The 25820-nt window shown below is 59.3% G+C and carries 32 protein-coding genes and 1 pseudogene; 12 read left to right on the top strand and 21 right to left on the bottom strand.

Going from position 1 to position 25820, the window contains the following annotated elements; genetic code table 11:
- Nucleotides 1–412 precede the first annotated feature (412 nt).
- The 3 genes from J4G43_RS39705 to J4G43_RS39695 form a co-directional block, all read right to left on the bottom strand.
- The gene (locus J4G43_RS39705; RefSeq protein WP_038936860.1) at nt 413–667 is read right to left on the bottom strand and encodes a DUF2934 domain-containing protein; all 255 of its coding nucleotides are present in this window, start codon (nt 665–667) and stop codon (nt 413–415) included.
- 286 nt (nt 668–953) lie between these two features.
- Nucleotides 954–1640, bottom strand: coding sequence for an AAA family ATPase (locus J4G43_RS39700; RefSeq protein WP_208089627.1), 687 nt, complete (start codon nt 1638–1640; stop codon nt 954–956).
- The gene (locus J4G43_RS39695; RefSeq protein ID WP_223153907.1) at nt 1637–2230 is read right to left on the bottom strand and encodes a carbohydrate porin; all 594 of its coding nucleotides are present in this window, start codon (nt 2228–2230) and stop codon (nt 1637–1639) included. Before J4G43_RS39695 ends, J4G43_RS39700 begins: the two co-directional genes overlap by 4 nt.
- 62 nt (nt 2231–2292) lie before the next feature.
- Between J4G43_RS39695 and J4G43_RS39690 the strand changes: the two genes are divergently transcribed.
- The 3 genes from J4G43_RS39690 to J4G43_RS39680 all read left to right on the top strand — a co-directional run bounded on the left by J4G43_RS39690 (nt 2293) and on the right by J4G43_RS39680 (nt 5858).
- Complete coding sequence (locus tag J4G43_RS39690; protein ID WP_038936861.1) at nt 2293–2505, top strand: hypothetical protein; 213 nt, start codon at nt 2293–2295, stop codon at nt 2503–2505.
- Between the two features lie 766 nt (nt 2506–3271).
- Nucleotides 3272–3766, top strand: a complete 495-nt coding sequence (locus J4G43_RS39685; RefSeq protein WP_039147080.1) for a DUF4142 domain-containing protein — start codon at nt 3272–3274, stop codon at nt 3764–3766.
- A gap of 1888 nt (nt 3767–5654) precedes the next feature.
- Nucleotides 5655–5858 carry a cold-shock protein gene (locus J4G43_RS39680; RefSeq protein ID WP_039147083.1) on the top strand — a complete coding sequence of 68 codons (204 nt, stop codon included), beginning with the start codon at nt 5655–5657 and terminating at the stop codon, nt 5856–5858.
- Between the two features lie 652 nt (nt 5859–6510).
- Here the strand turns inward: J4G43_RS39680 and J4G43_RS39675 are convergent.
- The 3 genes from J4G43_RS39675 to J4G43_RS39665 form a co-directional block, all read right to left on the bottom strand.
- The gene (locus tag J4G43_RS39675; protein WP_208088252.1) at nt 6511–6690 is read right to left on the bottom strand and encodes a hypothetical protein; all 180 of its coding nucleotides are present in this window, start codon (nt 6688–6690) and stop codon (nt 6511–6513) included.
- Between the two features lie 293 nt (nt 6691–6983).
- Nucleotides 6984–7589 carry an MOSC domain-containing protein gene (locus J4G43_RS39670; RefSeq protein WP_224517050.1) on the bottom strand — a complete coding sequence of 202 codons (606 nt, stop codon included), beginning with the start codon at nt 7587–7589 and terminating at the stop codon, nt 6984–6986.
- On the bottom strand, nt 7586–8716 hold the full coding sequence (locus J4G43_RS39665) for a YihY/virulence factor BrkB family protein (protein WP_038937331.1): 1131 nt from the start codon (nt 8714–8716) through the stop codon (nt 7586–7588). The genes J4G43_RS39670 and J4G43_RS39665 overlap by 4 nt, the downstream gene beginning before the upstream one ends.
- Before the next feature lie 346 nt (nt 8717–9062).
- Here J4G43_RS39665 and J4G43_RS39660 point away from each other — a divergent pair, with 346 nt between their 5' ends.
- A complete protein-coding gene (locus J4G43_RS39660) occupies nt 9063–9611 on the top strand; it encodes a phosphatase PAP2 family protein (RefSeq protein ID WP_321576292.1) in 549 nt (182 codons plus the stop codon).
- A pseudogene (locus J4G43_RS39655) lies at nt 9598–10169 on the top strand (cupin). Before J4G43_RS39660 ends, J4G43_RS39655 begins: the two are co-directional and overlap by 14 nt.
- Here J4G43_RS39655 and J4G43_RS39650 read toward each other — a convergent pair.
- From J4G43_RS39650 to J4G43_RS39635, 4 genes are all read right to left on the bottom strand, one after another.
- Nucleotides 10166–10687, bottom strand: coding sequence for a YciE/YciF ferroxidase family protein (locus J4G43_RS39650; RefSeq protein ID WP_038937328.1), 522 nt, complete (start codon nt 10685–10687; stop codon nt 10166–10168). The pseudogene J4G43_RS39655 and the gene J4G43_RS39650 sit on opposite strands and share 4 nt — an antisense overlap.
- 568 nt (nt 10688–11255) lie before the next feature.
- Nucleotides 11256–12299, bottom strand: a complete 1044-nt coding sequence (locus J4G43_RS39645) for an AI-2E family transporter (RefSeq protein ID WP_063701408.1) — start codon at nt 12297–12299, stop codon at nt 11256–11258.
- 662 nt (nt 12300–12961) lie between these two features.
- Nucleotides 12962–13165: a hypothetical protein gene (locus tag J4G43_RS39640; protein WP_038937326.1), complete on the bottom strand. Its 204-nt coding sequence runs from the start codon at nt 13163–13165 to the stop codon at nt 12962–12964.
- Nucleotides 13166–13733: 568 nt separating this feature from the next.
- Entirely contained in the window at nt 13734–13952 is a 219-nt protein-coding gene (locus tag J4G43_RS39635; RefSeq protein WP_038937325.1) for a hypothetical protein, read from the bottom strand.
- A gap of 217 nt (nt 13953–14169) precedes the next feature.
- On the opposite strand from J4G43_RS39635, the gene J4G43_RS39630 reads away from it, so the two are divergent.
- Together J4G43_RS39630 and J4G43_RS55730 are read left to right on the top strand one after the other, a co-directional pair.
- The gene (locus J4G43_RS39630) at nt 14170–14487 is read left to right on the top strand and encodes a pyridoxamine 5'-phosphate oxidase family protein (protein ID WP_321576291.1); all 318 of its coding nucleotides are present in this window, start codon (nt 14170–14172) and stop codon (nt 14485–14487) included.
- On the top strand, nt 14420–14602 hold the full coding sequence (locus tag J4G43_RS55730; RefSeq protein WP_321576290.1) for a pyridoxamine 5'-phosphate oxidase family protein: 183 nt from the start codon (nt 14420–14422) through the stop codon (nt 14600–14602). Before J4G43_RS39630 ends, J4G43_RS55730 begins: the two co-directional genes overlap by 68 nt.
- Nucleotides 14603–15320: 718 nt before the next feature.
- Here J4G43_RS55730 and J4G43_RS39620 read toward each other — a convergent pair.
- From J4G43_RS39620 to J4G43_RS39605, 4 genes are all read right to left on the bottom strand, one after another.
- A complete protein-coding gene (locus J4G43_RS39620; RefSeq protein WP_028156208.1) occupies nt 15321–15530 on the bottom strand; it encodes a hypothetical protein in 210 nt (69 codons plus the stop codon).
- Between the two features lie 130 nt (nt 15531–15660).
- Nucleotides 15661–15888 carry a hypothetical protein gene (locus J4G43_RS39615; RefSeq protein WP_166350999.1) on the bottom strand — a complete coding sequence of 76 codons (228 nt, stop codon included), beginning with the start codon at nt 15886–15888 and terminating at the stop codon, nt 15661–15663.
- A gap of 14 nt (nt 15889–15902) precedes the next feature.
- The gene (locus J4G43_RS39610; RefSeq protein WP_039148846.1) at nt 15903–16226 is read right to left on the bottom strand and encodes a hypothetical protein; all 324 of its coding nucleotides are present in this window, start codon (nt 16224–16226) and stop codon (nt 15903–15905) included.
- Nucleotides 16227–16297: 71 nt separating this feature from the next.
- Complete coding sequence (locus tag J4G43_RS39605) at nt 16298–16756, bottom strand: Hsp20 family protein (protein WP_039148842.1); 459 nt, start codon at nt 16754–16756, stop codon at nt 16298–16300.
- Nucleotides 16757–17031: 275 nt separating this feature from the next.
- On the opposite strand from J4G43_RS39605, the gene J4G43_RS39600 reads away from it, so the two are divergent.
- A complete protein-coding gene (locus J4G43_RS39600; RefSeq protein WP_038937297.1) occupies nt 17032–17313 on the top strand; it encodes a hypothetical protein in 282 nt (93 codons plus the stop codon).
- Between the two features lie 265 nt (nt 17314–17578).
- Here the strand turns inward: J4G43_RS39600 and J4G43_RS55725 are convergent, their stop codons facing one another.
- The 5 genes from J4G43_RS55725 to J4G43_RS56140 form a co-directional block, all read right to left on the bottom strand.
- Nucleotides 17579–17935 carry an ATP-dependent DNA ligase gene (locus J4G43_RS55725; protein ID WP_310473575.1) on the bottom strand — a complete coding sequence of 119 codons (357 nt, stop codon included), beginning with the start codon at nt 17933–17935 and terminating at the stop codon, nt 17579–17581.
- Nucleotides 17880–18095 carry a hypothetical protein gene (locus tag J4G43_RS55720; RefSeq protein WP_306326979.1) on the bottom strand — a complete coding sequence of 72 codons (216 nt, stop codon included), beginning with the start codon at nt 18093–18095 and terminating at the stop codon, nt 17880–17882. The genes J4G43_RS55725 and J4G43_RS55720 overlap by 56 nt, the downstream gene beginning before the upstream one ends.
- 998 nt (nt 18096–19093) lie before the next feature.
- Nucleotides 19094–19540, bottom strand: a complete 447-nt coding sequence (locus J4G43_RS39590) for a hypothetical protein (protein WP_152620958.1) — start codon at nt 19538–19540, stop codon at nt 19094–19096.
- Nucleotides 19541–19804: 264 nt separating this feature from the next.
- Nucleotides 19805–20182, bottom strand: coding sequence for a hypothetical protein (locus tag J4G43_RS39585; RefSeq protein ID WP_038937296.1), 378 nt, complete (start codon nt 20180–20182; stop codon nt 19805–19807).
- Between the two features lie 103 nt (nt 20183–20285).
- On the bottom strand, nt 20286–20573 hold the full coding sequence (locus J4G43_RS56140; RefSeq protein WP_038937295.1) for a LuxR C-terminal-related transcriptional regulator: 288 nt from the start codon (nt 20571–20573) through the stop codon (nt 20286–20288).
- A 293-nt stretch (nt 20574–20866) separates the two neighbouring features.
- Here J4G43_RS56140 and J4G43_RS39580 point away from each other — a divergent pair, with 293 nt between their 5' ends.
- Nucleotides 20867–21097, top strand: coding sequence for a DUF6894 family protein (locus J4G43_RS39580; protein ID WP_039147108.1), 231 nt, complete (start codon nt 20867–20869; stop codon nt 21095–21097).
- Nucleotides 21098–21339: 242 nt separating this feature from the next.
- Here J4G43_RS39580 and J4G43_RS39575 read toward each other — a convergent pair whose 3' ends face one another.
- A complete protein-coding gene (locus J4G43_RS39575) occupies nt 21340–21669 on the bottom strand; it encodes a hypothetical protein (protein WP_038937292.1) in 330 nt (109 codons plus the stop codon).
- Nucleotides 21670–22122: 453 nt separating this feature from the next.
- Entirely contained in the window at nt 22123–22377 is a 255-nt protein-coding gene (locus J4G43_RS39570; RefSeq protein WP_039147110.1) for a hypothetical protein, read from the bottom strand.
- A 306-nt stretch (nt 22378–22683) separates the two neighbouring features.
- Here J4G43_RS39570 and J4G43_RS39565 point away from each other — a divergent pair, with 306 nt between their 5' ends.
- The 3 genes from J4G43_RS39565 to J4G43_RS39555 all read left to right on the top strand — a co-directional run bounded on the left by J4G43_RS39565 (nt 22684) and on the right by J4G43_RS39555 (nt 24810).
- The gene (locus J4G43_RS39565; RefSeq protein WP_224517054.1) at nt 22684–22956 is read left to right on the top strand and encodes a hypothetical protein; all 273 of its coding nucleotides are present in this window, start codon (nt 22684–22686) and stop codon (nt 22954–22956) included.
- Nucleotides 22956–23198, top strand: coding sequence for a DUF6894 family protein (locus J4G43_RS39560; protein WP_208088251.1), 243 nt, complete (start codon nt 22956–22958; stop codon nt 23196–23198). Before J4G43_RS39565 ends, J4G43_RS39560 begins: the two co-directional genes overlap by 1 nt.
- A 448-nt stretch (nt 23199–23646) precedes the next feature.
- Nucleotides 23647–24810, top strand: coding sequence for a sensor histidine kinase (locus tag J4G43_RS39555; protein WP_051664538.1), 1164 nt, complete (start codon nt 23647–23649; stop codon nt 24808–24810).
- The last annotated feature ends 1010 nt before the right edge of the window (nt 24811–25820 follow it).

Genomic DNA, 25820 nt, shown 5'->3' with positions numbered 1-25820 from the left:
CTTCGGACAATAAGCATTCTGAAACTGCGTACTTATGACCACAGCTTAGAGCGTAAGGATCAGCCAGACCATTAGACCTGCCGTAGCGGCTTGAGCATGCTGGGAATGAGAATGATGGACCTGGTCATGGCTTCCCAATCACCGGCACCGTTGAACGTTCCGGAATGGGTTGTGGGTGACTGCTTGCGTTCACCTGGATTAATGCGGGTGCTCTCGATTTCCTTCATCATGCCGGTGCCTAGTCGGTTTCCACCGCGCGCCTGCAACAGGGCGAGTGCTTTTTGAGAACCTGAGCATGTTCCTCCAAGAGGATGCGAAGACCGCGGTCATTGATGGCGAAAGCGCAGCGCCCAGAATGGACGCCAGTGCAACTCCGAGCGATCGTCGCCTGTCACACCACTCAACGCTCGGTCTACTCGCCCCGCGCGCTGATTTCCCTTTCCGCCTCAAGCCAAAAATCCAAGTCCTTCCCAGCGGGGCGCCCAGCCTGCTCCCACAGCTCATAGGCGCGCGCCGTGATCTGGCGCCGCTGGGAAGATGGGAATAGCTTCCGCCTCAGCTGATCTGCGAAACGTCTAAGCCTGCTCGCGGTGCTCTCGTCAGCGGTGCAGGCCGCTACGCGGGTAGCCAGTGCGATCTGGTGCTCCAGCTTTTTCCGGTCGTCCATGGTCGCCGCCTCCTTCCTCCTCTCGAGGGAGACGACTCCGGGGCCGCGCAATGGTTTCGAACGCAATCGCCCCGGGCCTAAATTGCGAGGGCTGCCGATCCCGCGTGATATCGTGCGTTCACTTCTGCACACAACATGCCTGGCAAGCCGCTGAAGACCTCGTCCTGGACTTGCGTCGGAAGATCAGGCAAGTCCTAAAGCACTTCCGGCATTAGGAGTTCCCGTGTCGCGGCCATAATCCATGGCGTTAAGCTCCCGCTCGCCGGCACCGGTCAATGTCCAGCCATTACGCTCCGCGCGGATCAGCTTTTGCTGCTCCAGCTTCCGCGCGATCCGGTACACGCGGCTGTCGCTCATTCCGAGCAGCTTCGCCACGTCGCGGCGGCTCTTGCGGGGTGCTGATCGATAGCGCGCAGCAACGTGTCCTCGTCACGCTCGTTCGCCCGCTCACGCTCCACAATGCCGAAATCCGAGACCGACAGCGCAACGACGGTCGGGATGGCGCGCCCTTGGTGTCCCTGAGCTTAGGGTGCTGCACGGTCACTAATTCGAAATGGACCGGCTCGAACGACGGGCCGCGGAACTTGCCGAGGGCTTCGAAGGCGATCACTTGGCCGTTCCGACGCAAGGCAACGTTGCCGTCAACCTCATTTAGAAACGCCCCGCCGCCCTTTGGGATCAGGTCGTCATCGGCCGCGCGCTTTGTCGGATGCGCCAGGGCGAGCACGCACGGCCCGCCAGGCAGGTTCGTCATGGACCGCAGCAATCGCGCATAGTTGCCCATTTGGACGTTGTCGTTGTCGTCGTCGCCCTCGAAATACGCGGCGACCGTGTCGACGATGACCAGGGTGGGTTGCAGTTTCTTCGCTGCCACCTCGGCTTCGATGTTCGCGACGTTCTCCGAAATCTTCACCACACCGTTGATGAAATGCACGTCCATGGTGTCCGGGTCGATTCCCATCTCTTGAGTCACGCCGAGCCACCGCGCCTGAACGTCGGTCGGGCTTTCGCCGGCCGCGTGAAGATTCCGCCAAGCACGGAAAGCTGGTCCGTCACGTTGACGAGCAGCCTGGCTCCCAGGGCGGCCAAAGGCGGCGACGGTCCGCCGCTGGGCAGGTCGAGCGACCTGATGGCCGGCCAGCCCATCGAGGCGTTGGTGAGCACATCCGTGTACTTGGTGTTGAAGAATTCGCTGTCGGCGGCGAACTGACCCAATTTGAGCGAGACCTTCTTCGCGCCCCACTGCTTCTCGAAATAGGCTTCGTACAGCCGCGTCGATGGCAGAGCCTCAATTCCGCTGACGACAAACAAATTTTGCAGATTACTACGCGACAGCCCGTCGCCATGGATTTGGAACATGTTGGCATGAAAGGTGAGCTTGTTGATCCCGACAAGCTTCTGCAGATCGACATCGACGGCAAGGTTCAGGCGGCCTTCGTAGATCGTGCCTTGCTTTAATCCTCCGGAAGCGTTGCCGAGTACCTCGCCGATGTAGGTCGCCGCGAATTTCACGCCGTACCTCTGCAGCGGATTGGGTAGAAGACCGAGCGTTTTCTCCTCCACCGTGCTCCGCCCGTGTCGGGATCGGCGGGCTTGTCGTCGTCGGTCTTCTTGTCCTCCATTTCTTGGCGACCGATGTCGATGCCAAGAAGCTGGGGATCGGTGACTCCGAAGGGGACGACAAGAGATATTTTCTCAAAACTATGATCGAGAAAGATATTGATCTTCGCACGCTGGTGGCGTTGTGGAAGGCACTGTTTCCTAAGGACAACGATTTCCTTAACCGTCCCGAGGTCGCAGAAGTATTGTCGCAGATCCCTTCAAAGCCGGGGAAGTGACGAGACTGATGTAACCGTGCCCATTGCGCCCACTACGCCCAGCGGTACGGCGTCGTCGGTGGACGGTTGTGCTCAACGCAAGCCGAAGAATGACAGAATGATGCCAATTACGACGACAAGTCCGACCAAGTAGATAATACCGTTCATGGCGTTGTCTCCCTGTGTTGTGAGAGTTCAAATCGAAACGTTGCCTATTGTTCCCACGGCGAGCGCGAGCATCAATCCGCGCCACATTTCCCGCGCTGTCGCGGCGCTCGGACGGCGCTATAGCGGATTGCATGTCTTCTCGCGCCCAGTGTGCAAACCAAGGAGGAGAGGGCTCAAGGCTAGCGAGCCCAACGAGCAGATGCAGCGCGATGCGGACAAAGGGATCAAGACCCGCAACTCCGGAGCGTCCGGTTACGTGGCGATCAAGAGAAGCCGGGCGCTTCTGCGCATTCTCCCGGCCAACCGGGAAGGGAGCAGACCACCGGTTCGGGTAGCCAGACCGGGACACCGAAATAGAGGCGTTCTCATGAGGCCGCCCACTGAGTGGCCTTTATCCACAGCGCCCTCCAACGGCTTCTCCTTCCACTGCGCTCGAGCTTCCCACTCGATGCGCGCCTTGCCATCTACGGTCATGTAAGTGGTCGAAAGGCCACTAGTCAGGTGCTCTGCGGACGTTTGAATATTGCGATGCGAAACTTCCAATGTCGCCCCGTGCGCCTAATTGGAACCTCCCGGGCTTCAGGCGTGTTCATCGACAGACAACCCACAGGAGTTGCCGATGAACAGAATGCTTATGTCACTCGGGACAGCAACCTTGATGGCAATCTCAATTGCCAGCGCATCTGCGAAAGATAAGCAAAGCGAAACGTTTCTTAAGAAGGCAATCGAGGGCAATTTCGCTGAAGTGAGCATGGGAGAGCTGGCGCAACAGAACGGTCAAAGCGACGCCGTCAAATCGTTTGGCAGAATGCTCTCTACAGACCACGCTGCCGCCAATCAGAAGGCATTAAATGCTGCCCAAGCACTGGGAATGAACTCACCAGGCGGACCGAATGCGAAGCAAAAAGCTGACCATGACAAGATGTCAAAAATGACCGGCGCAGGTTTCGATAAGATGTTCGCTACCCACATGGTCGCAGACCACCAGAAGGATATCGCCGAGTACAAGAAGGCATCAAAAAGTAAGGATGCTGCTGGAGAATATGCTTCTGGCCAGATAGATACGTTGCAAAAGCACCTGGACACCGCAAAATCGTTGAAAGCCGGTAATTAATCGGACGCCGGAATTGCGTCGACGGGGGCGCGGCAAGACAAATAATTTGCCAGAACGCCGCGATTTCGGGCGGACCAGCAGGTCATAATTCGAAGCACGCAGACCCTTCTTGTCGTCAAGGACGGCGCGGGCTCACGTTTATCAATTCAGTCAGCGGTTCGTGCTAGCAGGCAATTTCCGTATGCCGCGATAATCAACAAACTCATCAGAAAATCTCCAACCCCGGCTCGTCGCAAGATCAGTGACTCTCAGGGGTCACGACCTGGCTCGTTCTCCACATCGAGAAAACGGGAGTGTAAAGTCATTTCATTCTTAGACCCGTCAAGCAAAACGCGAACGCGGTGGCGCGTTCCCCTAGATCCGCGAACAACGCCATGTCGGCCGGCCATTCTGGGACCCGCCGCTGCGTTCACGATGATCCGTTGCCCTTTCACCAGCTCGTTTTTGAGGAGTCTGAGGTCTAGTAGGGTCGGCAGGCTGCGTCTGTTTGGCGGAGGCATGGTGGAAACCTAGCGCCGCCGGACGCGACGCAAAATGTCTCGTCGTCGTACCATGTAGTTTGCAATCAGCAGCCTGACAGCCAAGACGGCGAGCGCGACAGCCACAATCTCGCAGATCATTTGGACCTCGAAACGTTCATTTACTTCACGAGATCATCAAATCGTCAAGGCACGTAGTGTTGCGCGACGGAATTACGTTAGACGATCGTTTGGAGACAAATTGACCAAAGAGGATTTCAGCAGACAAAATCGGTCAGCTCAAAGCGTCAGCTCGCAACGGCGACCGAGCAGGTAGCATCAAGAGCATCAGCGAGTCGAGCGGCGGTTTGGGGGTCAAGGCGGAACAGCTTTATAGCCTTTGCGACACGGGTCGTAGGCGGCCTCATTGCTAAACTTAGGCCTTAGGCTCGTCCGGAAAATCGAAGCTGAGAAAAGTGAGGGCGACCGCTCCGACGATCAAGAGCACGACGCACAGCGCCGCGATTCCGTAGGGCCACACTTAGGTCTCCGTTGGAAAGAACGAAGCCGGCGCGCCGAGTATGATGGCACGCCGGCGTCGCCATGCTGAATCCGGACAGGGCAACTCGTCCGGTGACGACAGCGTAATCGGGCAACCGACGAGCGCAATCGAAGGCTGAAATTAAGCTTGAGCGGTAGGGTAAATGAGGGAGGAACTGCCCGACAAGCGAAGGCGTGTGCCAGAGGAAGAAGCCGATGACCTGTTCGACTAACTTTCATGTCAAGACGCGAGGATCGGACTAAATTACAAACGTCGTGCCAAGATTGAGGACCATCTTTACCATCCACTGGCCCTTGATCGTAAAGGTCATGGAGCTCGGGTTTGGTATCTCGAAATTAAAAAAGACGCTTCCGCTCTTATTAAACGCCGCGCCCGACAACGCATCAGGAAAAAATGACACGTTTTGCGTGACGTCACCTCGGTGGCCCTTGACGTCCTTCAATGACCATGGACCGCTGATGTTGCGCATAAGTTGCGAATCTAATTGGAAGTCCGTGTCCGAAACACCGCTTCCAGAGATTGGTCCGGAGCAACCTAAAAGTGCTGCGATATTAGCTACTCTACTGCCAATCTTAAACGATATCGATGCGGTGCCCTACGACGTGCGTACCCTCAGCACGTGCGCAGCAATAAACCAGTCGTCCGCCTTTGTGTCTGCTGCCACGGCCGCCTCCCGCTGTAACTGAAACCTCCCGCCAGCGACTGGAGATTAACCGTCCTGATGTCATACCCATGTGAAGAGGTTCACACGACGTAAAACGACATCCTCGGCTCGCGTACTTCCGGCGCATGAGCGCGGTTGCGACCAGCCTTTCTTTTGTCGAGATTCAGGCACTAGTTTTGGTTTTTCAAAGAATGGAGAAGCTAAGTGGCTATGGGGACAGTGAAGTGGTTCAACCCGACGAAGGGGTATGGGTTCATTCAACCGGATTCAGGCGGGAAGGACGTCTTTGTTCACATCTCGGCAGTTGAGAAGGCTGGTTTTACTTCGCTGGCAGAGGGGGCGAAGGTTAGCTTCGACGTCGTGAATAATCGCGGAAAGGACTCGGCGGAAAATCTGCGCGCCGGGTGAGCCTGCCAAACCGCGACGCGACGGTTCCAAGTTAGCCGCTTGGGTCTATCGTCGAATATCCTCTGATTTCCTCGTCGACCATCCCGCGTTGGTTGGCTGGGTGAGTCGAATGATGAGCGAGGAGGAGGCGGATCGCTATCGAGTCGAAGCCGAGGATGCCGCCGCATAGCCGAAAGGGCAATTAAACAGCCGGACAAGGGAGCCTGGTTAAGGCTTGCAGCTGATTGGATGAAGCTGGCCGAAGGCGCCAGCTTGGGCGATGAGCGTAAGAAGTGAGGCTTGTTGGTCAGCGCGTCTGTTTGCCAAGCATTCGTCAATGCGAAATGGCCGCAGCGGCGAACCACTGCGGCCAGCCGGGTTAAAAATAAGACGTGAAATATTGAGTCCAGCCCCGGCGAGATAAAGCGTACAGCGCGGGTGCCTGGGCGCAATGTCGTCGATGTTACACTGTGGGACAATTAAATGCGTCAGCTCCGCTGACTGAGGTGGGACTCGCCGGGGCTGGCGAAGGCGAGCCCTCAACCCCAAGGCCGCGAAAGCTAAAAGCTCCGGCTGCCTTGACGGACGCAGTAGTCTGCACCTGATCGGCGCAGATGCGAGCGTTAAAACAATATCGAAATTTGGCGACCCCCTCAACGAAGCCAGCGTCAATTTACCGCTGATGCCCCGGGCCGATACCCAACACGATCGCCTTCTGACGTAGCGCGCCCTCGGTTCGCTTGGTCATCTTGGCGATTTTGACGACCGGCGTGCGCGCCTTGGAGTGCGCCTTCAATTCTTTGATATTTTCCTTCGTCCACTCGCGGCGAACCAGCTTCTTCTTCTTGGCCAAAACGGCGCTCCTTCCATGTTGAAGGCGCGGTCTAACAACATGGCGCAATATACGCAACAAACGCTCTGCGCACTTACGGAGATTTAATGGCCGATAACGAACAGCTAGTTCTATCTATTTCGGCTGACACGCGGGAAAATGCAAAACCAGCAAGACAATCGAAACGCCACCGGGCAGGTTGTCGTTGGCTGGTTCTGCCATGGGCGGGCTGGCGTAATCCTGCAGCCGACGTAAGTCAGCATTCCTAGGGAGCGCCGTAGCGGAGTTCGTCACCCTTCGTCATGGACCTGTCCTCAAAAGTCACCTCCAACTGTGACGTAGAGGCTTGGTTCCTTCGGCTTGCCTAAGGCTACAGCGAAGGAAGCGGCTTCTGACATCCGTCGGACAGAATAACGCGCGCGCAATCGCCGGCTGCCACCTGTCCGCCAGCTCGCACCACGCCCAGGACGGCGCATCGAATGCAGGTCCGTTTTTGCCGACGACAAGACCTGTCTTTTTAGGCCGGTTCTGGAGCGGTCGATGAGCACGCAGGGCGTCCGCAGGCCGGTCAGCTCGACCACCGCTGTAGGCCCGAGTTCGATGCGCGTGCCGAGCGGTATCTTTTCAAGGTCCAGGCCGGCTGTAGTGATGTTCTCGCCCAGTTGTCCGCGCTCTATGTCGTAACCCGCCACACGGACAGTCGCGAAGAGTTCGCTTGGGATGAGATGGACTTGACGTAGGTTGGGCAGGCAGGGGTGGCGCCGCGCAAGATATCTATGCCGCACATACTGGCCGGCGTGGGCGTCACCGTCGACGCCGTGCCCTTTCACCAGTGTGATGTGGTCCTGCACCGGCTTGCTGAAACGGTGTCCGCTGTCGGCAGCCACTGCCAAGACCGCGCCCTCGACGGTGTGCCTCAAGATCGGGGGGCTCCTACGGTGTCTGCCATCTTGGCGCCTCTGGCGCCGAGCGGCTTAGGCTGTCCCGTCGTGGTGTCGCGCGCCGTCTGGTGCTCCATCTCCGCATTGAGCTCGGCTCCGAGCAGGATCACGATCGCCGAGATCCAGAGCCACGTCATGAAGCCGATCACGGCGCCCAAGGACCCATAGGTGGCATTGAAGGTGCCGAAGTTCGCGGCGTAGAAAGAAAACAGACCGGATGCCGCGAGCCAGAGCAAGGCCGCAGCCGCGCCGCCCCAGGTGATCCACGTCCACCGCGGCGCCTGGCGGCTGGGGCCGAACCGGTAGATGCAGGCGAGGGCAAAGGCCAGAGCCACGAAGAGTGCAGGCCAGCGTCCGATCCGGACAAGGAGGTCCGCCGCATTCGACAATCCGACGTACTGCAACACAACGGGGATGACGACGACGGCGCCAAGCGCCGCCACGACGAAGGCGATCGCGCCGACGGTGAATCCCAGCGACATCGCGTTCAGCTTGACGAAGCCGCGCTTCTCATGTTCGCCGTACACGATGTTCAGGGTGTCGAACAACGACTTCATGGCGGCGTTCGCGCTCCAGAGCGAGATCGCAAGCCCGATCGCGAAAGTAAAGCCGAGGGTTCGGTCGCCCTTCGTTGCGACTCGTGTCAATTGCTCGCGCGCCACTTCGACGGCGCCCCCCGGAATGAAGCCCGAGACATCGTCGAGGTGCTTGGCGATGCTGCCGGGGTCGGAAAAGAATCCGTATATCGCGACGAGGGCGGCCAACGCAGGAAAGATCGCGAGGATGCTGTAATAGGTCATGCCGGCGGCCAGAGCCAGAATCCGGTGGTCGCCGATGTTGCCGTAGACGCGAAGCAGGATGTCCTTCCATCCCTTCGCCGGGATCTCCGCGGGCGACTTGGCCTGCCTGCCGTGGTCGCCGCTTTCCGCGGCCAGGCCGGCCGGCGAAGCGTCCCGCTTTTCCTTGGACGGCAACGGAGCCGGGTCGTCCTTCGGTGGCGCGACGCGATCGATCAGAAACGCCGCCGCCATCAGCCCCAGCGCTGCGGCAAGACTCCATCGGGTCAAGCTGTTCTCTTGGCCGCGCGCACGTTCCGGATCGATCATGAACTCCTCCGGGGGATCCAACGGCGGGCGCGGAGCGGGAGTTCCTGTCAATGTGTGCGCCGTCGGCCAGCCGCGCAACGGGCCGAGCGGCAGCGCGATCCGGACGCTGTAACCCCGCGGCTTCAGAAGCCTTTTACGCAGCGCGATCTGCAGGCCATCGCCGCTGCTCGACGCTCGAAAGACGCCAACGTGCGCGTGCTGCGTCGTCGCCTGCCGTAAAATCGAACCGGGAACCGGCTTGAGAGTTGTGATCGAGGCAGTTCTCGATCGGGCGAATGTCGGCCGAACCGCTGCCGGTGCGGACGAGGCGATGGCTCTTTTGAAGGTAAAGCCGACGACGCCCGATATGGCGATCGCGAGGACCGTAGCGCGCAACACCAGTCCGCTCGCGGAGGTGGTGGCGCGCGGGCTGACATGGGGGGCCGACGAGAAGATCTTGCTGGTGCTCGCCGCGGCCGGCTGGGTCGCGACGCGAACGAAAGACGAATCCTCTCGGCGTGCAGCCGACCATGCTTTGATCGTCACCGTCACGGCGTCCCTGCTGCCGCATGTGATGAAATCGCTAGTTGATCAGACGCGCCCCGACCGCAAGACGGTGCTGGGACACGTCCACGGTGTCTCGTTTTCGGGCAAGCGCGAAGACGCCTTTCCGTCGGGCCACGCGCTGCACATGGGCGCCCTGGCGTCTGCCGCGGACACGTTGCCGCCTCTGCCGCGGCGGGTGATCCAGACCTTGGCGGTCGGCCTTTCCCTGACGCGGATCGTGGTGCTGGCGCACTGGGCCAGCGACGTGGTTGCTGGCTTTGCGCTCGGTGCCGTCATGGAACGGCTGCTGCGCCTCTGGACAGGATATCCGTTGCAATCCATCGGAAGAGGGCGCGATGCCAGTTCTTGAGGAGCTCAAGGAGTATGTGCGACGAGCGACCGGGCTGCGCCGCCCGGGGCGCGACGAAGCCACGGGCCTGGCGCGGCCAAGAAGGCCTCACACCGTCCGGTTCAAGGACGACGGTCTCATCCCCAACCATCCTCGCTGGCCCTTCGTCATTTACCGAGGCGGAGTCGATTTCGGAGTAGGGACGACCCGGCGGCCGTCATGGAAGACCTGTTCGAGGCCAATGGCTGGGGCGATACCTGGCGTGACGGGATATGCCACTATGCCCACTATCACTCCAGAATCCATGAGGTGCTCGGCATCACGCGCGGGAAGGAGGCCGCCGCGCTCGACGCCGCCGGTGCAGCGCTTGGGGCTGTCGGAATGTTGGCGTTCGCGGCCGTGTTCTGGTGGATCGTCGAGCGTAGCGTGGCCGGCGCGTTCGCCGCGGCGTCGCTGGCCTGGCTCGTCGTCTCGATCACGTGCTGGTTCGCAAGACGCAAGCTGCGAGCGGTCCACCGGCCGCGACGAAATAGCGACCCCGCGATGTCGGGGTCGTTAGGGCCGGGAGACACGTCTTAGGCGGCGCTGGAGCTGGAGGCCTTGGCATTCACGCCCTTGCGCAGCGCCACCGTATTGAGTTTGGTATTCGCCGCCTTCTCTTCGTTCAGGTTGGTCGTGAGGAAGCGTACGATCTCGTCGTGGCCGAGCTCCTCGGCCCAGGCAATCAGTGTCCCGTACCGGCAAATTTCGTAGTGCTCGACCGCCTGCGCATTCGCGACGATGGCGGCGTCCAGAACCGCCTTGTCCTCGATCTCGCCCGCGGTCTCGTCGGCTTCCCTGATGATGCCGTCGATGGCCGGGCACTGCGCACCACTGGGTTCCTTGCCTAGCTTCTCGAAGACCTTCTGAAGCCGCTCGATCTGCTTGTTGGTCTCTTCGAGATGGTTCTTGAGGCCCGTGACCAAATCGCGGTTAGTGGCCTTGTCGATCATCTTCGGCAGCGCCTTCGTGATCTGTTGCTCGGCATAGTAGATGTCCTGAAGCCCATGGATCAGCAAGTCATCCATGGTTTTGATGTCCTTGGTGAAGATACCCATAATCGATTTCTCCTCTCGCAATGATGGCAATGGAACGCGGGAGGTCTTCCGCTGTTCCACTAAGACGCCGATGAAGACAAGACCGGAAGCTTCGCCGTCCTGCTGGGACGGGCGGCCATAGCCCGTTCGAAACCGCGATGAAGGATAGAGAATCCGAGCGCGAAGAACTCGCGCACCTGCTGCACGATCGTCATCCCGCACGTTGCATCCGGTCAACCCTTCCCAGGAACACGCCGGCGCGCGGTAGATATATGATGTCGCTGCGGATAGCGTACATGGGGGCGAAGATGGCTGGAAACACGATCACGACCACCGGTATCGCAGTTCCGGGTGATGCTCGCGGCAGCGTTTGGCGATCTGCCATCCGTCGATCTTCCCGGGTAACCTGATGTCGGTGATGAGCACCTCCGCGACCCGCCGCTTGCAACAGGCAAGCGCCTCGTCGCCATCGGCTGGAACACGTAAAGGCCTCCTCGCGCAGAGCGTCGACAGCGAATTCACGGATGAGAGGATCATTTTCCACGACGAGTACGCGCCGAGGTAATGGGCAGCCCGCACGCCGGCGCAATCAGTCAGACCTGCTTCGCTCTTCAGGCCGAAAAATCCACTCTCGCCAAACCGTCAATAGTACGGCCATGATGACTGGTCCTAAAAACAAACCGAGTAGGCCGAAGGCAGCCAGCCCCCCGAAAATTCCGACGAACGCAAAGAGGAAAGGGAGCCGCGCCGCGCCCCCGACCAGAGTTGGCCACACAAAGTGATCCCCTGCAAGCATGACGGCCGCGCCCCAGAAAAAGACGCCTGCGGCTGCGATCCCGCTGCCACCGCCGGACAAAAGTGTCGCGGCGGCAGCCGTGAACACTGCCCAGGCACCGAATGGGAGCATCGCAAAGGCCGTGGTTATGATGGTAAACATCACGGCATTTGGTACGCCTGCAGCAAGGTATCCGACGCCGATCAACAAGCCTTCGCCGATAGCGACGATCACGGTACCGTTCACCGTCCCTCGGATCGAATCCACGATCTTCTGCACCACGCCCTCGCCGGGGTGCCCCAGGATGCGATCGCACGTCTCGATGGTACGGTTAGCGACCGAGCGGCCGTTGCTGAGCAGCACGAACAAGGCAAATAGGGAGAAGAAGAGCATGAACAGGCGACGCATCAGCTGACCGCCGAAAGTGTTGAATAGACCAGACGCATCATCCGCATTGATGGTCTTGAGCCAAGCAGTCGCGGCTTTCGGATCCGACAGATTATCGCGCCACCATTGCTGCGCGATTTCTGCTACGACCGGCAGGCGAGCGATCCAGTCGGGCACTTCGATTCCGCTCTCCCTGGCCTTCTTCAGCCAGTTCGCGATGTCACCGCTTTGCTCGGCCACCTGGTAGATGGCAAGCGCCATGGGCGTAAACAGGATGAGCGCAACGATCGCCGTAAAGGCGACGGCTGCCAGCCTTGTTGGGCCCGAGGTGAGCCGTGCAGCGAACTTGATGTAGAGAGGCCACAAGGTGACGGCGAGAATGGTCGCCCAGATCAAAGGTGGCAGGAATCCCCCCGCTGTCCACAGGGAGAGCGCTACCACCGCTACGGCAAAGACCACCCGGGCGTTCATGCGCGCGCCCGAACCAAGTGGGAGCGGCTTTTGCTGCACCGGGTTGCGAGATGCGTCGCGATCCGAAGCTGTCGATGTGCCGGGCTTTGCTATCCGCTTGCTAACCGTGTTCGGGCGACCCACTTGCTACCTCGCTTGGCGGTCCGGCGCTCGTCGATCCTACCGGGGTCGCTAATCTTGCCGTGAAGTAGGCGCCGCTCGTCAGAAACATCCGAGGCTTGATCAAGGTTCCATCCAATGTACGCGGCCTCTCATCGCTCTTACGGCAGTAAAAGGACCATTGTTCACGCAACAGGCGGGCGCCGCGTTAACAAGGCCGGGCTGCCCACGTGGGCTGTGAGCGCTCACCTGCATCGGACCCTACTCGCCAGCACCGTGCCTTCAACTCGGCGAACCTTTGTCCAACCGCTTGACGCTTTGAGATGAGATCCGCAGTCGATGCTTGATAAAGTCCGGTCACTCTTTTCCGTGGAATGGGCGCGCATCGGCTGCGAGCTGAAGGCTGGACGCTTCGGCAAGTGTCAGCGGAAGATCTACGGGTCGGGTGGGGCGCCGGAATAAGTCTAAAGTCACTTCCGCCTGTCGGAGAAATCAATCCGTCCGCCGGTGCCGCTTCCGTTAGAGGTTGCCGAAAAGCGAAGCCTTGATGGGCGAGCGCCAGCCTAGGCCATGTCAAACTCTGTCTGCAACTTTCGCACTTCCTCACCCAAAGCCGCTTCGGCGGATTCCTCCAGAGGCTTCTGCCGGATACCGCCAAGTTGCCAACTGGGGCTGTAACCCTTTACGCGGATCAGCTTGAGGCCGGTTACGCCAGACCGCTTCTCGAGTTCGGCGGCGAGCTCATATTGATACACGATTGCTTTCATCCGGCGGGTTCTCCAGGCGCATCACACTTGAGCGGCTAACAGTCCCGGCAGATGCTTCTGATCTTCTCGAGGGCGCGGTCGGTCGGGTCCCACAGAGATCCTTCTCGGGTCCAATCGTACCGATTTGCTCCGCGTCGGGTATTGTCTATGCGATCCGGGCCGTTTTCCACTAGCGGAAATCGGCTCCATCAAAAAAGGCCCCGACATGAGATCAACACGATGCTCATTTGCAGTTTTTGCAGATCGACCCCACCATCCTGTCCGTGTTGCTGTTCTCTTGATCGATCTTGGCGTCGCTATCCTGCTGGTTGGTGGTCGCAGGCCTTCCGATCCCACCGGCAGGCGCGGTCTGCGCAGCCGCGGCCGAAGAGCCCGAGGAAGCAGCGGTGCCGGCCGCGGCTCCTCCGCCCGCGGACCCACCGCCACTGCCTCCACCACCGCCACCTTGAGCGAAAGCAGCGCAGGGAAGGATAATCGCCAAGGCCAAGGCACAACGAGAGAGCTTCATGTCGCGACACCTTTAACGACCAAGCGGGCTCTCGAGGTTTCGTTCCTAGAGTTATGCGTGCTAGGCGTCGAGGACGCCGAATTGCCGCCGGTAAGCATCGATCGCCCGGTTCGAGAGCAGCAACCTGCTACGTTCACCGTTCCGGACCATTTGCTCGATCTTATGGGAAAGAAATTGGCTGGCTTCGGCAGCGTCGCCGAGGTCGCCCGAGCGCTCGAGGAACTCCCAAGCAATCTGGACGGAATGTTCAACAAGATGAGAAAGTAGGATGTCGGCCATAGTGAGCCGAACGCTTGCTCCTTCCCAGGGTTCCTAGGCCACCTCGGAGGACGCAATGCGTGGTCGAGGTAGACGCATCCCATTGGCCATCGGCCGGCGTCCGAGAGCAATGAGCGGCGTAATCGCTTGTCGTCGCTCCCACGGCTAACCAGTCGCGGACCTCAAGGGAACATAGGTTGAACCCCGCGGTTGCTCCCCGGCAAATGGTGAAGGAAAGATGTCCAAGAAATCGCTCGCTGAAATCGCGAAGGAAATGGCCGGCATCGACATCGCCATTCTTTCGACCCACACAGAAAACGGTGAGATCGCCAATCGACCCATGAGTAACAACGGCGACGTGGCTTACGACGGCACATCTCATTACTTCACTTACGAAAAGTCGCGGACGGTTTCTGACATCCAACGGAATCCTAAATGTCGCGCTCGGATTCTCATCCGAGGCCGGTCTATTCGCCGAAGGGATCTATGTGGCCGTCGAAGGGACTGCCGAACTGATCCGCGACAAGGCCGTCTTTCATCAGCACTGGACAAGTGATCTCGACAAATGGTTCGAAAATGGCGTGGATACGCCAGGCATTGTCCTGATCAAGGTCAAACTCAACCGCGCGACCTATTGGAAAGGTCGCGAAGAAGGTGAGGTTGGACTCTGACTGAAGATTCAACCGGGGCGAAACCCTAGTGGGGCCAGCTCTTTCGATGATTTTTCCGCAATCGCAAGACCGGCGCTATCACGATTGTACAGTCACCCAATCTCATTCTGTGGATTGTGATCGTGGCCGGCCTTTTGCTCTGGGTATGGCCATCAGCAGGCAAAGCAAACTTGGCCCTGACGATCGCGGTCAACGGTGGCCTCGTTCTCTGGACGGTGGATGAAATCGTCCGTGGCGTCAATCCTTGGCGGCGCTCTCTCGGTGCAGTCGTTCTTCTCTACGAATTCACGACCCTTTTTAAACGACGGTAAAGATTCCGCACGCGGGAGCGGGAGCCAGATGTCGCCGCGGGCTTGTATTGTAACGGCGCCAGCAGGGCTCGCGAGGCGGTAGCGGTAGGCACGGCGGGCCGACTAAGCGATCCCCATGTACAAAATTCCGCCGATAACAAGTAGGGCGCCAAATCCTATCAGGACCATTCCCGCCTCCTCGATTCATGGTTGCCATGTCAAGCGCCCGGAGCCCCCGCCGCCGCAAGTGTCTCACGAGACTTCGATCGCGCTCTTGGTCACGCCTCGCCGACCCGACCCCGGCAGCGGCCGCTCCGCTGCCCTCAAGGGACCGGCCGGGGCGTCTGGGCTGTCCAGCGCCAACAGGCAGCGCCTTTGCGTCTGTTCTTTGCAGAAGTCCTCATCCATCGCGCCACTCACACCGAACTTCAGTTGGGCGGCTTCAGCTCACCGGCGAGCCAGCCGACCGCGTCCGTTTGCATCGGATCCACGGCCAAGCGAACCACTTCGGTACGCTCGCAAGTCGAGCATTCGAAGGTACGCTCGTCGAATCCGCGCGGGCCGGGAGAGATGCGCGCCAACCCCATCCGGTGTTTGCACACAGGACACATCGGACGCTCGTTGGTCGAGAGAGCCATCCCTAGATCTCCACGGCCGATGATACGCCGTCCGCAGCCGGAGTCTCCAATATTCGCGCACGAATAACCTTCCGAGGAGCGCGCAAAGGGAAGGAGCCTGAGCCCGGTCGGCCCAGATTGATGGTCGTGCTCATGGCATCACCTCTGCAACCGGCAGCGGTCGTCCAGGCCTTGGCTCACTGAAGGCGATCGGGAAGGTCGAAGCGGAAAGGCTCAGCAGAGCGGCCACCTCGTCAGAAAGCCGCCGTTCGATGAACTGGCGTTCCAAAGGCAAAAGCCTGGTACGCAGGAGCCGACGGTAGCGGCTGATGTTGTTATGATGGGCACGAAGGCGTGTCAGGTTTTCGTCCGTCGTCATCTGGGCCTCCGAAATTACGCCGCGGCGGCCGCACGTTCGGTCGAACGGAGACGGTAAGGCTTTCCGCCGGGCGGCGTCCGGGGGCCACCGTCCAGGGCGCGCAACGCGTCCAAGATCTCGTCGATCGATACCGGTTTCTTGAGGCCGGCAGGTGCGCGCATCGACGGGCAGGAGGCGATCGCGGACGCGTCGGACGCCCATGATGCCAGGATTGCGCGTTTCTCGCTCAACGTCAGCGCCGGATGATCCAGCACGTCTCTCGGTGCTTCAAACACCGTGCCGGGATGAAGAAGAGCGTCGAAATCGAAAACGTTGTCGTCAGCGGTCGTCGGCCGCATGGTCCTCTCCTATTCATTGACGAATGGATGGGAGCCGCACGATTCGTCGCGCGGCTCCAATGGCGTCTGCGCTAGGCGGCGGCCTTAGCTTCCAGCTTCGGCACGTTGCCGGCCGAGGCATCGCCGATCGAAATCCGGCGAGGCTTCATGGCTTCCGGAATCTCGCGGACGAGTTCGATGGTCAGCAAGCCGTTGTCGAACGCGGCGCTTTTCACCTGGACATATTCGGCGAGGCTGAACTGGCGCTTGAAGCTGCGGTGCGAGATACCGCGATAGAGGAAATCACGCTCGGTCTTGTCGGATTTGCTGCCTTCGACCGTCACCACGTTCTGCTCGGCGGTGATGACGATATCCTCGGGCGAGAAACCCGCCACCGCCAGCGAGATCTGATAGCGATCCTCCGCCAGCCGTTCGATGTTGTAGGGTGGATAGTTGTCCTCGCTGGCCCGCTGAGCGGTTTCTGCGAGGTCGAAAAGGCGGTCGAAACCAATGGTCGAGCGCCAGAGGGGGGCAAAATCGTAGGTGCGCATAGCCAAATCCTCCTAAGAGCAAGATGTCTACGAGCGGCACCGGACACAACCGGTGCCCGTCTCTTGGTCCGGGCCCATGAGGCGCCCGGACACCATCGTCAGATGGCGACAAAAAAATTAGCAAAGCCGGTTTTGGTTTCAAGAGGGGGCCGAAAAAAAATGTCACCGATCGCCGCGCCGTTACAGGTCCTCGCGCAGCCCCTTGAAGAACGGATGACCGCTCGAAAAGCGGACGCGCAAGCCGTGGTCCACCGACACACGGGCTTTTTAACTCAATGGTGCTGCGCTATTTTAAAGCCATGCCGCGTAGCACAAACCGTAACCTGCCGAGATCTGCGGACCTATTGGCCGCCAAGGACGAGCTTCTTGCTGGTCGACGGATCGTCATTGCTGCTTTGGCTGGACCGCGTCTTAGCGGTAAGAAAGGCATCGTTCTTGGTCAGGGAGCGACGGCCACTCAGGTCAAGGTGCTCTTAGACGGTGCCAAGGGCTACGTGATTCTCCATGCGCGATACGTTGATCTATTCGAGGATCGATCCGCTACCGAGGGGGTCTAGAATGACCGAAATGAAGGCGCGGTACGTTGCTTGGTATGAGAGACCGGTAACCGGCCGGTTCACCGTACTGGATCTTTCACTAGATGTGCCTGCGATCGGAAAAGGCGGGAAGCCTCTGTCTGGCTTGTCGCACTCCACTGCCGAAGCAGAGGCCGAGAGACTGAACGCTGCCCGCAGCCGACCGAAGGGCCCAGAAAGGGGATGGACGGAAAGGGGCAATTGAACCGCCGGGCCCCGATTGAGCAGGAGGCGCGCGACCGAACGCTCAGAATTCTCGCGTCATTGCCGGATGGGTCCGGTTCTTCACCCTGATCCAGTCTTTCGAGCGGCCGACGCCATAACGCCGGTCGCGACGTTTCGAGACCAGGCCCTCGACGCCCATGCGGCAGGCGGCGGCGAATAGATCCGAACCGATCTCGGCAGCCTCGAACGGCGCGACGAATATGCCATCAGGCCGGCCGCGCAGCAGCCGCGCCAAATTGGTCTTGCGCATCGTCAATGGCAGCTGGCGCAGGTCCTCGCCGCCAAGCGCGAGGATGTCGAACGCATAGAGCTGAACCTCGTGATCATGCTTGCGCGAGTGCAGGGCGTTGAAGTCCGAGGCGCCATCGACGCCGAGCACCACAGCCTCGCCGTCGATGGCGAATTGCTGCTCGCGGTTCTTCGGCGCGGCCTCGACGATCCAGGGGGTATCGCTTGGTCCAGTCGTGCCCGTTGCGGGTGAAGAGACGCACGGTCTTGCCCTGGCGCTCGACGCGCAGACGATAGCCGTCATATTTCATTTCGTGGATCCAGTCGCGTCCGGCCGGCACCACCTTGGCGGCGGTCAGCAGGCAGAATTCGAACGCTGTACGCATAGGGCTGAGATAGGGGCGGGAGCGGATTTTTGAAGCCCTCATAGCCAGTCCCATTGCAGAAACCAAATTCAGCGCATCATTGGCGAACCACCAGAGGCGCCAGTATGGTCGTAAATGTTCGTGGAAACATGGCAGAGACGTCCGCGGTATTCGTCGATGGCGATGACGTGTTCGCCATTGGCGAACGACATGAGCATTTGTCGGGTTGCGATCCATACAATCGAGCTTCCAGCAGTTGATCTACATGGCTGACGGTGTAGGTCTGTGCCGGGCGCTGGAGATCTCACCCCATTGGGGATCAAGCGGTGATCATTGAAATTCCGGCCCAGATCATTTTACAACTGGCATGGTACTGTTCGGCGGCGTTGTGGCCGAGATTGCGCAGAGAACGCAAGCTGGCGCGCAATGGATGGCAACCTTTCGAAGGAAGCTGCGTTCGCCACGGCGCAGGAACTTCTCAAAGGGAGCGATCAAACTTGAGCCAACCAAGGTTCATGTCCGATTATACCGCCCTCAAAGTCACCGCTCTCGACGCGGTTAACGAGCTGCTCAACATGTTGGCTGGGGTGCCGACGATGGGAGTGAGCGTTGCGCGATCATCGGGGTGTGTAGATCGCATATCACCGAGAACATCGACAAGATCGCAACCACACGCGAGCAGGCCTTCGCTTTGATCGATGAAGTCGCCCAACAGATGAAAACGGATTGGGACGAAACTCACGACGTGGTCGAAAGAAAATGAACGATGCGTCAGGCACCGATGACGTCGCGCGCTACAATCAGGTGTGTAACGCTATCCTGCTGTCGAGCGCTTCAAGCAATGGGCAACCCGCAAGGGCGTCGTTTTTCACGACGAGCTGCGACCGGGAACACGATGCACAAGTGCATCACCGCTGTGCGGTCGCTGCCGATGGAGCTGCGGCTCAAGTCGAGGCGGTGGCTGGAGGAGCGGGGATTAGAAGCGCTGGATGATGGCGATGTCTAGGGCGTGTACCCATAAGGAGGAGAGTCAGCTTTTGGGTCCAAGGAGAAATTCTTTGCTCAATCGGAGTATTGCCGGTTTTGACCCGTTGCGGACTTTTTTTCGAAAACATGCGCGCTGTTTCAGGGAACATGCCTGGTTGTCTTTCCGGATAGGCGCTCATCCTAACCTCGTTCATATTCGACAGCCAAAAAAACACCTCAGCTGGTAGTGCTGCAACCAGCCCTGCCATCATCACGGCAAACGGGTCGATGAAGGGAAATCCAATGCATAAGGCCGCAGCACAGCTGAGAGCGGCTCCCGCGATCGTCGTTGCCAAAAGACGGCTTTGCCACCAATCAACCGCAGCCAACAGCCACGCCGGAAGGATCGCAATCACGTATGCCATTTGCAAAGCGCGTCAACAAATTCTCCGGCATTAGTAGGCAGATGGCGCCGCTGACGCTGCCATCGCCTATTTTTACGGCCATGTATTTGCTTCTAAGTGCGGATTGCAGGGAACTAAGTGCACGGCAAAGCGCACATAATGCGGATTGGCTTTAGGCCGTGCGACCCGCCGTCTCGTCAGACTCACATTGCACCTCCAGTACAATGACCCAGGGGCCCCCCTTATTATCGGCGCGAGGTGCGGTCCTTGCGGCAGTTGTTTGAGTCAATGCTGCCGGAAATGTATTCGACGTTGCTGGAGCAATGCCGCAAACGATCCGGGGCGCGGGGTGGCTGTGAGGTCAGTCGAAACCGATCGGCACAGCCTGTGAGCCCGACTGCGCCAAGCGTCCCGTTCCTTCCTCACGTCTGACAATTCGTTGCGGAGCAGCTTGATAATTTGGCGCTGGGTGTCGATCTGCGCCTGTAGCAGAGCCATTTCTGCCCGTTCCCAGCCCGCAGCGTCTTGCCCCACTGACTCGCCGGAGGCATGTCCCTCGGCCGCTCCAAAGGCGTACACGCGGTGCAGCAGCAACTCGGCGGTGTCGATCTGGCCGTTGTTCAAATTGCCGGATACCGGGGCAGCTTTCTTCAGCCTCAACATGGTGGACCTCGTTTTAGGGTCACCCCCTTTGCAACCTCCCAGATCCGGCTTAACCATTCGTTAACCCTGGACCAGTGGCAGCGGCGCATCTTTGATCCTTAGGTCAATGTATCGTCTGGTGTGCGCCGACCGTTCCGACAAGAGACGTGCGCGTGGTTTCGCCTGCGAGATTTCTATGGATGCCTCGATAGCGCGGCCAGGCCGCCCTATCGCTCTGCTGCGTCGGCGATCTCGACGGGCGATTGATCTGCAATCGCGCGAGCAGCCTGGCTTTCTGCTGTGAGACTTGCTTGGCGGTGCCGCCGAGCCTCCTCGCAATCTCCTTGTCAGTCTTTTCGGCAGCCAAGCGCCTCAATAATCGCTTCTCACGCGGACTAAGCAAGTCGCGCATCGTGTGTCCCCACCGCCGACAACCTCGCGCATTTTGTAGCGCCGTTTCGCGGCACGTACATGATCAGCGCGCGACTGCCCCAAGCGTCGCCGGGAGGAGAACAACAAGAGCGGGACGCTGGGGCCGCGAGCGCGCCGCTTGCCCAGCGCACCGAAGTGAGCATGTCCCACCACCGCCTGTTCCATCTGTTCACTTGTGCACCGTAGGCGTCCCGCTTATTCGCGGGATGGTTGATCCAAATCAACGTCCTAGATGCCAGTTCGCCGCGAATTCGTTGTGGGCAGGACAGCACCATGCCGCGCTATTTCTTCCACGTCACCCACAAACGCCGCGAACTCGACCGCGAAGGCTATGAGCTACCTGACGAGCACGCCGCTTGGAAGGAAGCCACGGTAACGGCTGGGCAGATACTCCAAGGCCTCCATGGAAAGTTAACGCCCGACCGCGAATGGCGGATCGAAGTCGTGGATGAGTCCCGAAACACACTCTATGTCCTGCGTATTAATGCCGAGAAGCGAACGTAAGCCCTGGCTCAGTTGGCGGATTCATCGTGCTGTTCTAGTAAAAGAACCACAGCGCGATGATGATGAGCGATCCCAGAAACATCACCGACACCACCGCCGCTCCGAGACAACCACCACTCTGGTTCAATGCCGACCTGCCTTCACGGGAGCAAGCAGGTCGGAGACAAGGAAAACGGCGAGCGAAGCGCCGCTGATTTCAGGCCCCAAGCCGGGCTCGGTATGGCACTGCCGGTCGGGCCAGCTCATTTGCGTTCGAGCAGTTTGGTGAAGGTCAGCCCGGGATTGATCGCCAGCATATTGATGATGTCGGGCAGCGGCATCTCGGGCGCATCCACCATCACCTCGAAATGACAGCCGGGATGCGCGACGTCGAAGTCGCGCAGATGTTGCAGCCACGCCTGTTGCAGGGATTCCGGGACGTGGGCGATGGTGAGGATCTTGACGTCAGCGGGGGCATAGTCGCGGGCTTCGGCATCCTCCGGTGACGGACCTTGCTGGCGATGGACTTCAGCGCCTTGCTTCACTTTCTCCATCCAGCCATCGACCCACGCTTTGAGATCGGGATTCTCCATAAGGTCGCCTCCGTTTCATGAAATGGTCTTCGGGGCCGGGCGCACAGAGCGAAACCAGATTGATAAGACGGGCACGCCCTTGAGCGCACCCGTCCCCTCCAACAGCGCCGGAAGCTTGGGGGCGGCCGTGGAGGCGCGACCCTAACGGATTACGCCGGGTTCTGGTTTCAAATGGGTCGGGGCGGACGTGCCACTACGGGACGCAGGGTTGCCTTCGGCAAGGCCGGCGGCGGTGGCCGTCGAAGCCATGACGTGAGCGCAGAGCTTTTCGAGCGCGCGGCACCTGCGCGAAGCTAACGCAGCGGGCCGAGCGCCTCGTCGGGGAGTGGCCCCTCTCTTAGGAACGACCGGCCGGTTGCAAGGTTTTCCCGAGCCCCCACAAGGGGGCGAACCCGTCGTGACTGGCCTCTCAGCGCACTGTCCGGCAACAGTGCGCTGGGGCCGTTTCGCCGGTCACCTGAGCATGCACTCGTATTCGCTCACTCTAGGCAGATTGCGACTGACCGAGGCCAAGGTGAACAATCCGAACAAAAATCCCGATACCGGATAGGCGTACCAGCCGGACAGGAGATTTTGCAGGACGCCCTCGAGGTCGGTGTCAGCTTCATCTGTTTCGCGCCAGGCGCAACCGGCGCGCACGCCGAAGTCTTCAAGCACCATGTCGCGGTCGAGTCGGTCAGCTGGCACAATCGAGGGCGAGGAACGCATACGCTACTCCGATACGACAAAGGGCGAAGAGACGGCCCCGGCTGCGGGGGGATCAAGGGGGTAGGCCGGGGCCGCTCCGCCGGCTGTGGCAGCGAGCCAGCGACGATTCAAATATTCGGCCGCGCTCGTCGTTCCTATTGAGACCATCATTCCCAAAATGGGTACTGGCTTGTGCCCGACCTTAGGCGCTGGCCGTACTTAACCTGAATGTCTGAAGCTGACCTTTGACGGGCCTTAGCATGGTATATGCAAGCCAGCGGGGAAAGGCGCTCTATCACTCGCGCCGGCAAAAGGGAGGGTGAGCCAGTGATCAACATTGCTGAGTGCCGAGAACATGCTGACCTCTACAAGAGACTTTCTGGCGCGAGCGGCATTTCCAAGGATCGCTCCGACGTCCGTAAAAACATTGCCCGAACTTATGTGGGTTTGGCTGGTCAACTGGATAGACTGGCTTCCCTCACGAGGAACGAACAGAGGTTGGGGGTGATGGCCTGCTTCCGGCCTCAGTGGCCTAGTTTGATTTGGGGATGGCCTGCTTTACGAAAAGAACAATTTGAGGTCGGCGTCGTTCTGGTCTGATGAGACGGTATTACTTTGACATCAGAGAGGGTGACGAGATTTTCCCGGATGAGGAAGGTCTGGAGCTCTCAACCATAGAGAAGGTGCAGGAAGAGGCGGCGCGCTCGGTGGCCGATATGGCCCGAGATGCCGTCGGCACCCTAGGGACCAGTGGCCGACAGATGTCGATTGAAGTCCGGGACGACAGCGGTCCGGTGCTCCACCTCAAATTCACATTCGCGGTGGAACGGCGCAGGCATTGAGGCCGCCTCCGTTGGCGGGCTGTGTTCCTTCTGTCGGGAACCCGAGTTCTGGTTTATGGTCCCGAGATCACCGCCCAGTCCGAGGCGTCCGTCGGTGACTGAGAGTGCTTCATGCTCCCGCCCTATATGCGAGCGGAAGCATGTGTGAAAAGTGCACTCTGTACGACGATAAGATCGCCCGATATCGACGATTGTCACTCGGGATCAACGACCGGCAAACACTGGACGGAATTGCAATCCTGATCGCACAGGCGACGGAAGCGAAGGCCGCCAATCACCCCCCCGACTCGAAAGAGTAGGGCCGCCTAAGTTTGGCGGCTTCGGTCATTGACCTCTTCAGCCTGCGCCGCCGCTAACAGCGTTTTCTGAACTCGCTCGAAGCATGCCGGGCTTTCACCTAAACAAAAAAACCACGGCAGAATACTCAACATGCGCAAAGGGGCCGGCTGTGACCAATCCAAGTGAGACACGAGGGCATGAACGCCGGCTGGCGGACTTCATTCGGCAAAACCACGCCGCTATCGTCAAGGAATGGATCGATTTCGCGCGAACTATATCGCCGGCCAGCGACAAGATGACGAAGCTAGCTTTGCAAGATCATGTCGTGGATATTCTCGGGTTTATTGCAGACGACCTCGAATCTGCGCAGACTCCGCGAGAGAGGTTTGATAAATCGCGCGGCGTGGGCCCTCCAGAAAATCCGTTTTCCGAGAGCGCGGCTGAGGTTCATGCCGCTCTTCGCCTTGCCGATGGTTTTGACATCGACCAGATGGTTTCCGAATACCGGGCGCTTCGCGCAAGTGTTGTGAAGCAATGGGTGGCTCATCATCAAGGGCTGGCTGCAACCGATGTTGAAGACCTCACGCGATTCAATGAAGCGATTGATCAGGCTGTCACGGAGTCGGTAGCTCACTACACTAAGACGATTAATGACTCCCGCAATTTGTTCTTGGGCGTGCTGGGTCATGATTTGCGCAACCCCATAGGCGCGGTTTCGATGGGTGCTCAGTGGATGGAGCGATCCGGAATAACAGATCCGAAACAGGCAAAGGTGGTTTCGGAGATTAGGACGGCGGCCGGCCGGGCGACGCAAATTTTAAATGACTTACTCGATCTCACGCGCTCGTCCTTCGGTACTGAAATTCCAGTTGTAAAGACCAAAATCGACATGGTGGCGCTCTGTCAGGAGATTGCGGATGAGCTACGCGCCATCCACACGAATCGTGATTTTGAGGTCACGCACGACGGAGATCCTACGTGCTCGTGTGACGCTGCGCGCCTGGGGCAGGTGCTGTCGAACCTGATGGGCAACGCCATCCAATATGGCGACCGAGAGCAGCCTATCACTGTGAGGATCGCAGGCAACGACCCCGACACCGTCACAATAGCCGTGCACAACATGGGTCCACCAATCCCCCCGGACACACAAAAATTAGTATTTCAGTCTTGGATGCGCGGCCAGGACATCAGCGATGAGTCTGAGCACAGTACACATCTGGGCCTCGGTCTCTATATCGCAAAATTAATCGTCGAAGCCCACGGCGGCGAAATTTCTGTCGCCTCTAACGAACAAACGGGAACGACATTCTCCCTCCGACTTCCGCGCAGTTGAACTCGCAGGAGCAGGGCTACGCAAACTTCAAGGCTGTCCTGGGCGGAGAGACGGCCCCGGCTGCCTTAAGGGGGTAGGCCGGGGCCGCTCCGCCGGCTGTGGCAGCGAGCCAGCGACGATTCCAACATTCGCGCACCCTTGTGTTCCCTTTGAGTCCTTGTCCCGCAAGAAAAGGGCCCCAGCTCAAATGGGGGATGAGCCGGGGCCTAGAGGTTACCCTCGACGAGCCTCGAGGGCGTCGGGAATACTTGGCAAGGTCCATGATGTTCCTAGCTCGCTGAAACTCCCCCGCCAAAGAACGTCAACGGTGCAGTGAGCTGCGCCTCGCGCTCCCCCGAGTAACAACCTCCTGCGACGAATTAGGACACTCGATTTTGGACGTTTGGTGATTCTAATTTTGGGATGCCGGAGCTGGCATTTCATCACGAACAATTATTGCGCCGGCAGGGGCCGCCATAGCGCGGCCCCTATCATTTGGATAGAATGAACAGCTAGCCGAGCGCGCCACTCACCGCGTGCTGAGGCTCTCAGAGGCTCCACCTTGCCAGCCCCGGACTGGAGCCTTTTGTTTGGGCCGCCGACTGAGGCGGCCTTAGTGCCTGCTGATTGGCTCAAATCTATCGAGCCTCGTTGCGCCTTCCCAAAGCTCTACCGCGCGCCCGTCTACAAGCAATTTGGCACGTTCCCGAGCTTCCGCCTCGTCCTCCACCACAATATCAACGCGGAACGTTATGTGCCCCGCGCCATCGATTATATATGCCCGAAACTCTCGCATGATCCCGCTCTAAAACACCCCCAAGCAGGAACGAATTTAGAGCCGATCTAAAATCACGTCACTATCGAAATTAGGCCACTGCAAATTTCAAATTACACCACTGAGGTCGGAAACAGGCCAGCGGCGCTAGCCCGAGACAAAACCGGTCTAGCTTTCTTACGCGCAGCAGGGAAGGACAAGCGCGCCTGGAAAACTTGCCGTCGCCCTAATCCTTCCAGATCTCCTCACCGCATGG

This window comes from Bradyrhizobium barranii subsp. barranii (assembly GCF_017565645.3).
Taxonomy (GTDB): domain Bacteria; phylum Pseudomonadota; class Alphaproteobacteria; order Rhizobiales; family Xanthobacteraceae; genus Bradyrhizobium; species Bradyrhizobium barranii.
This window is presented reverse-complemented; position numbering and strand designations above follow the sequence as displayed.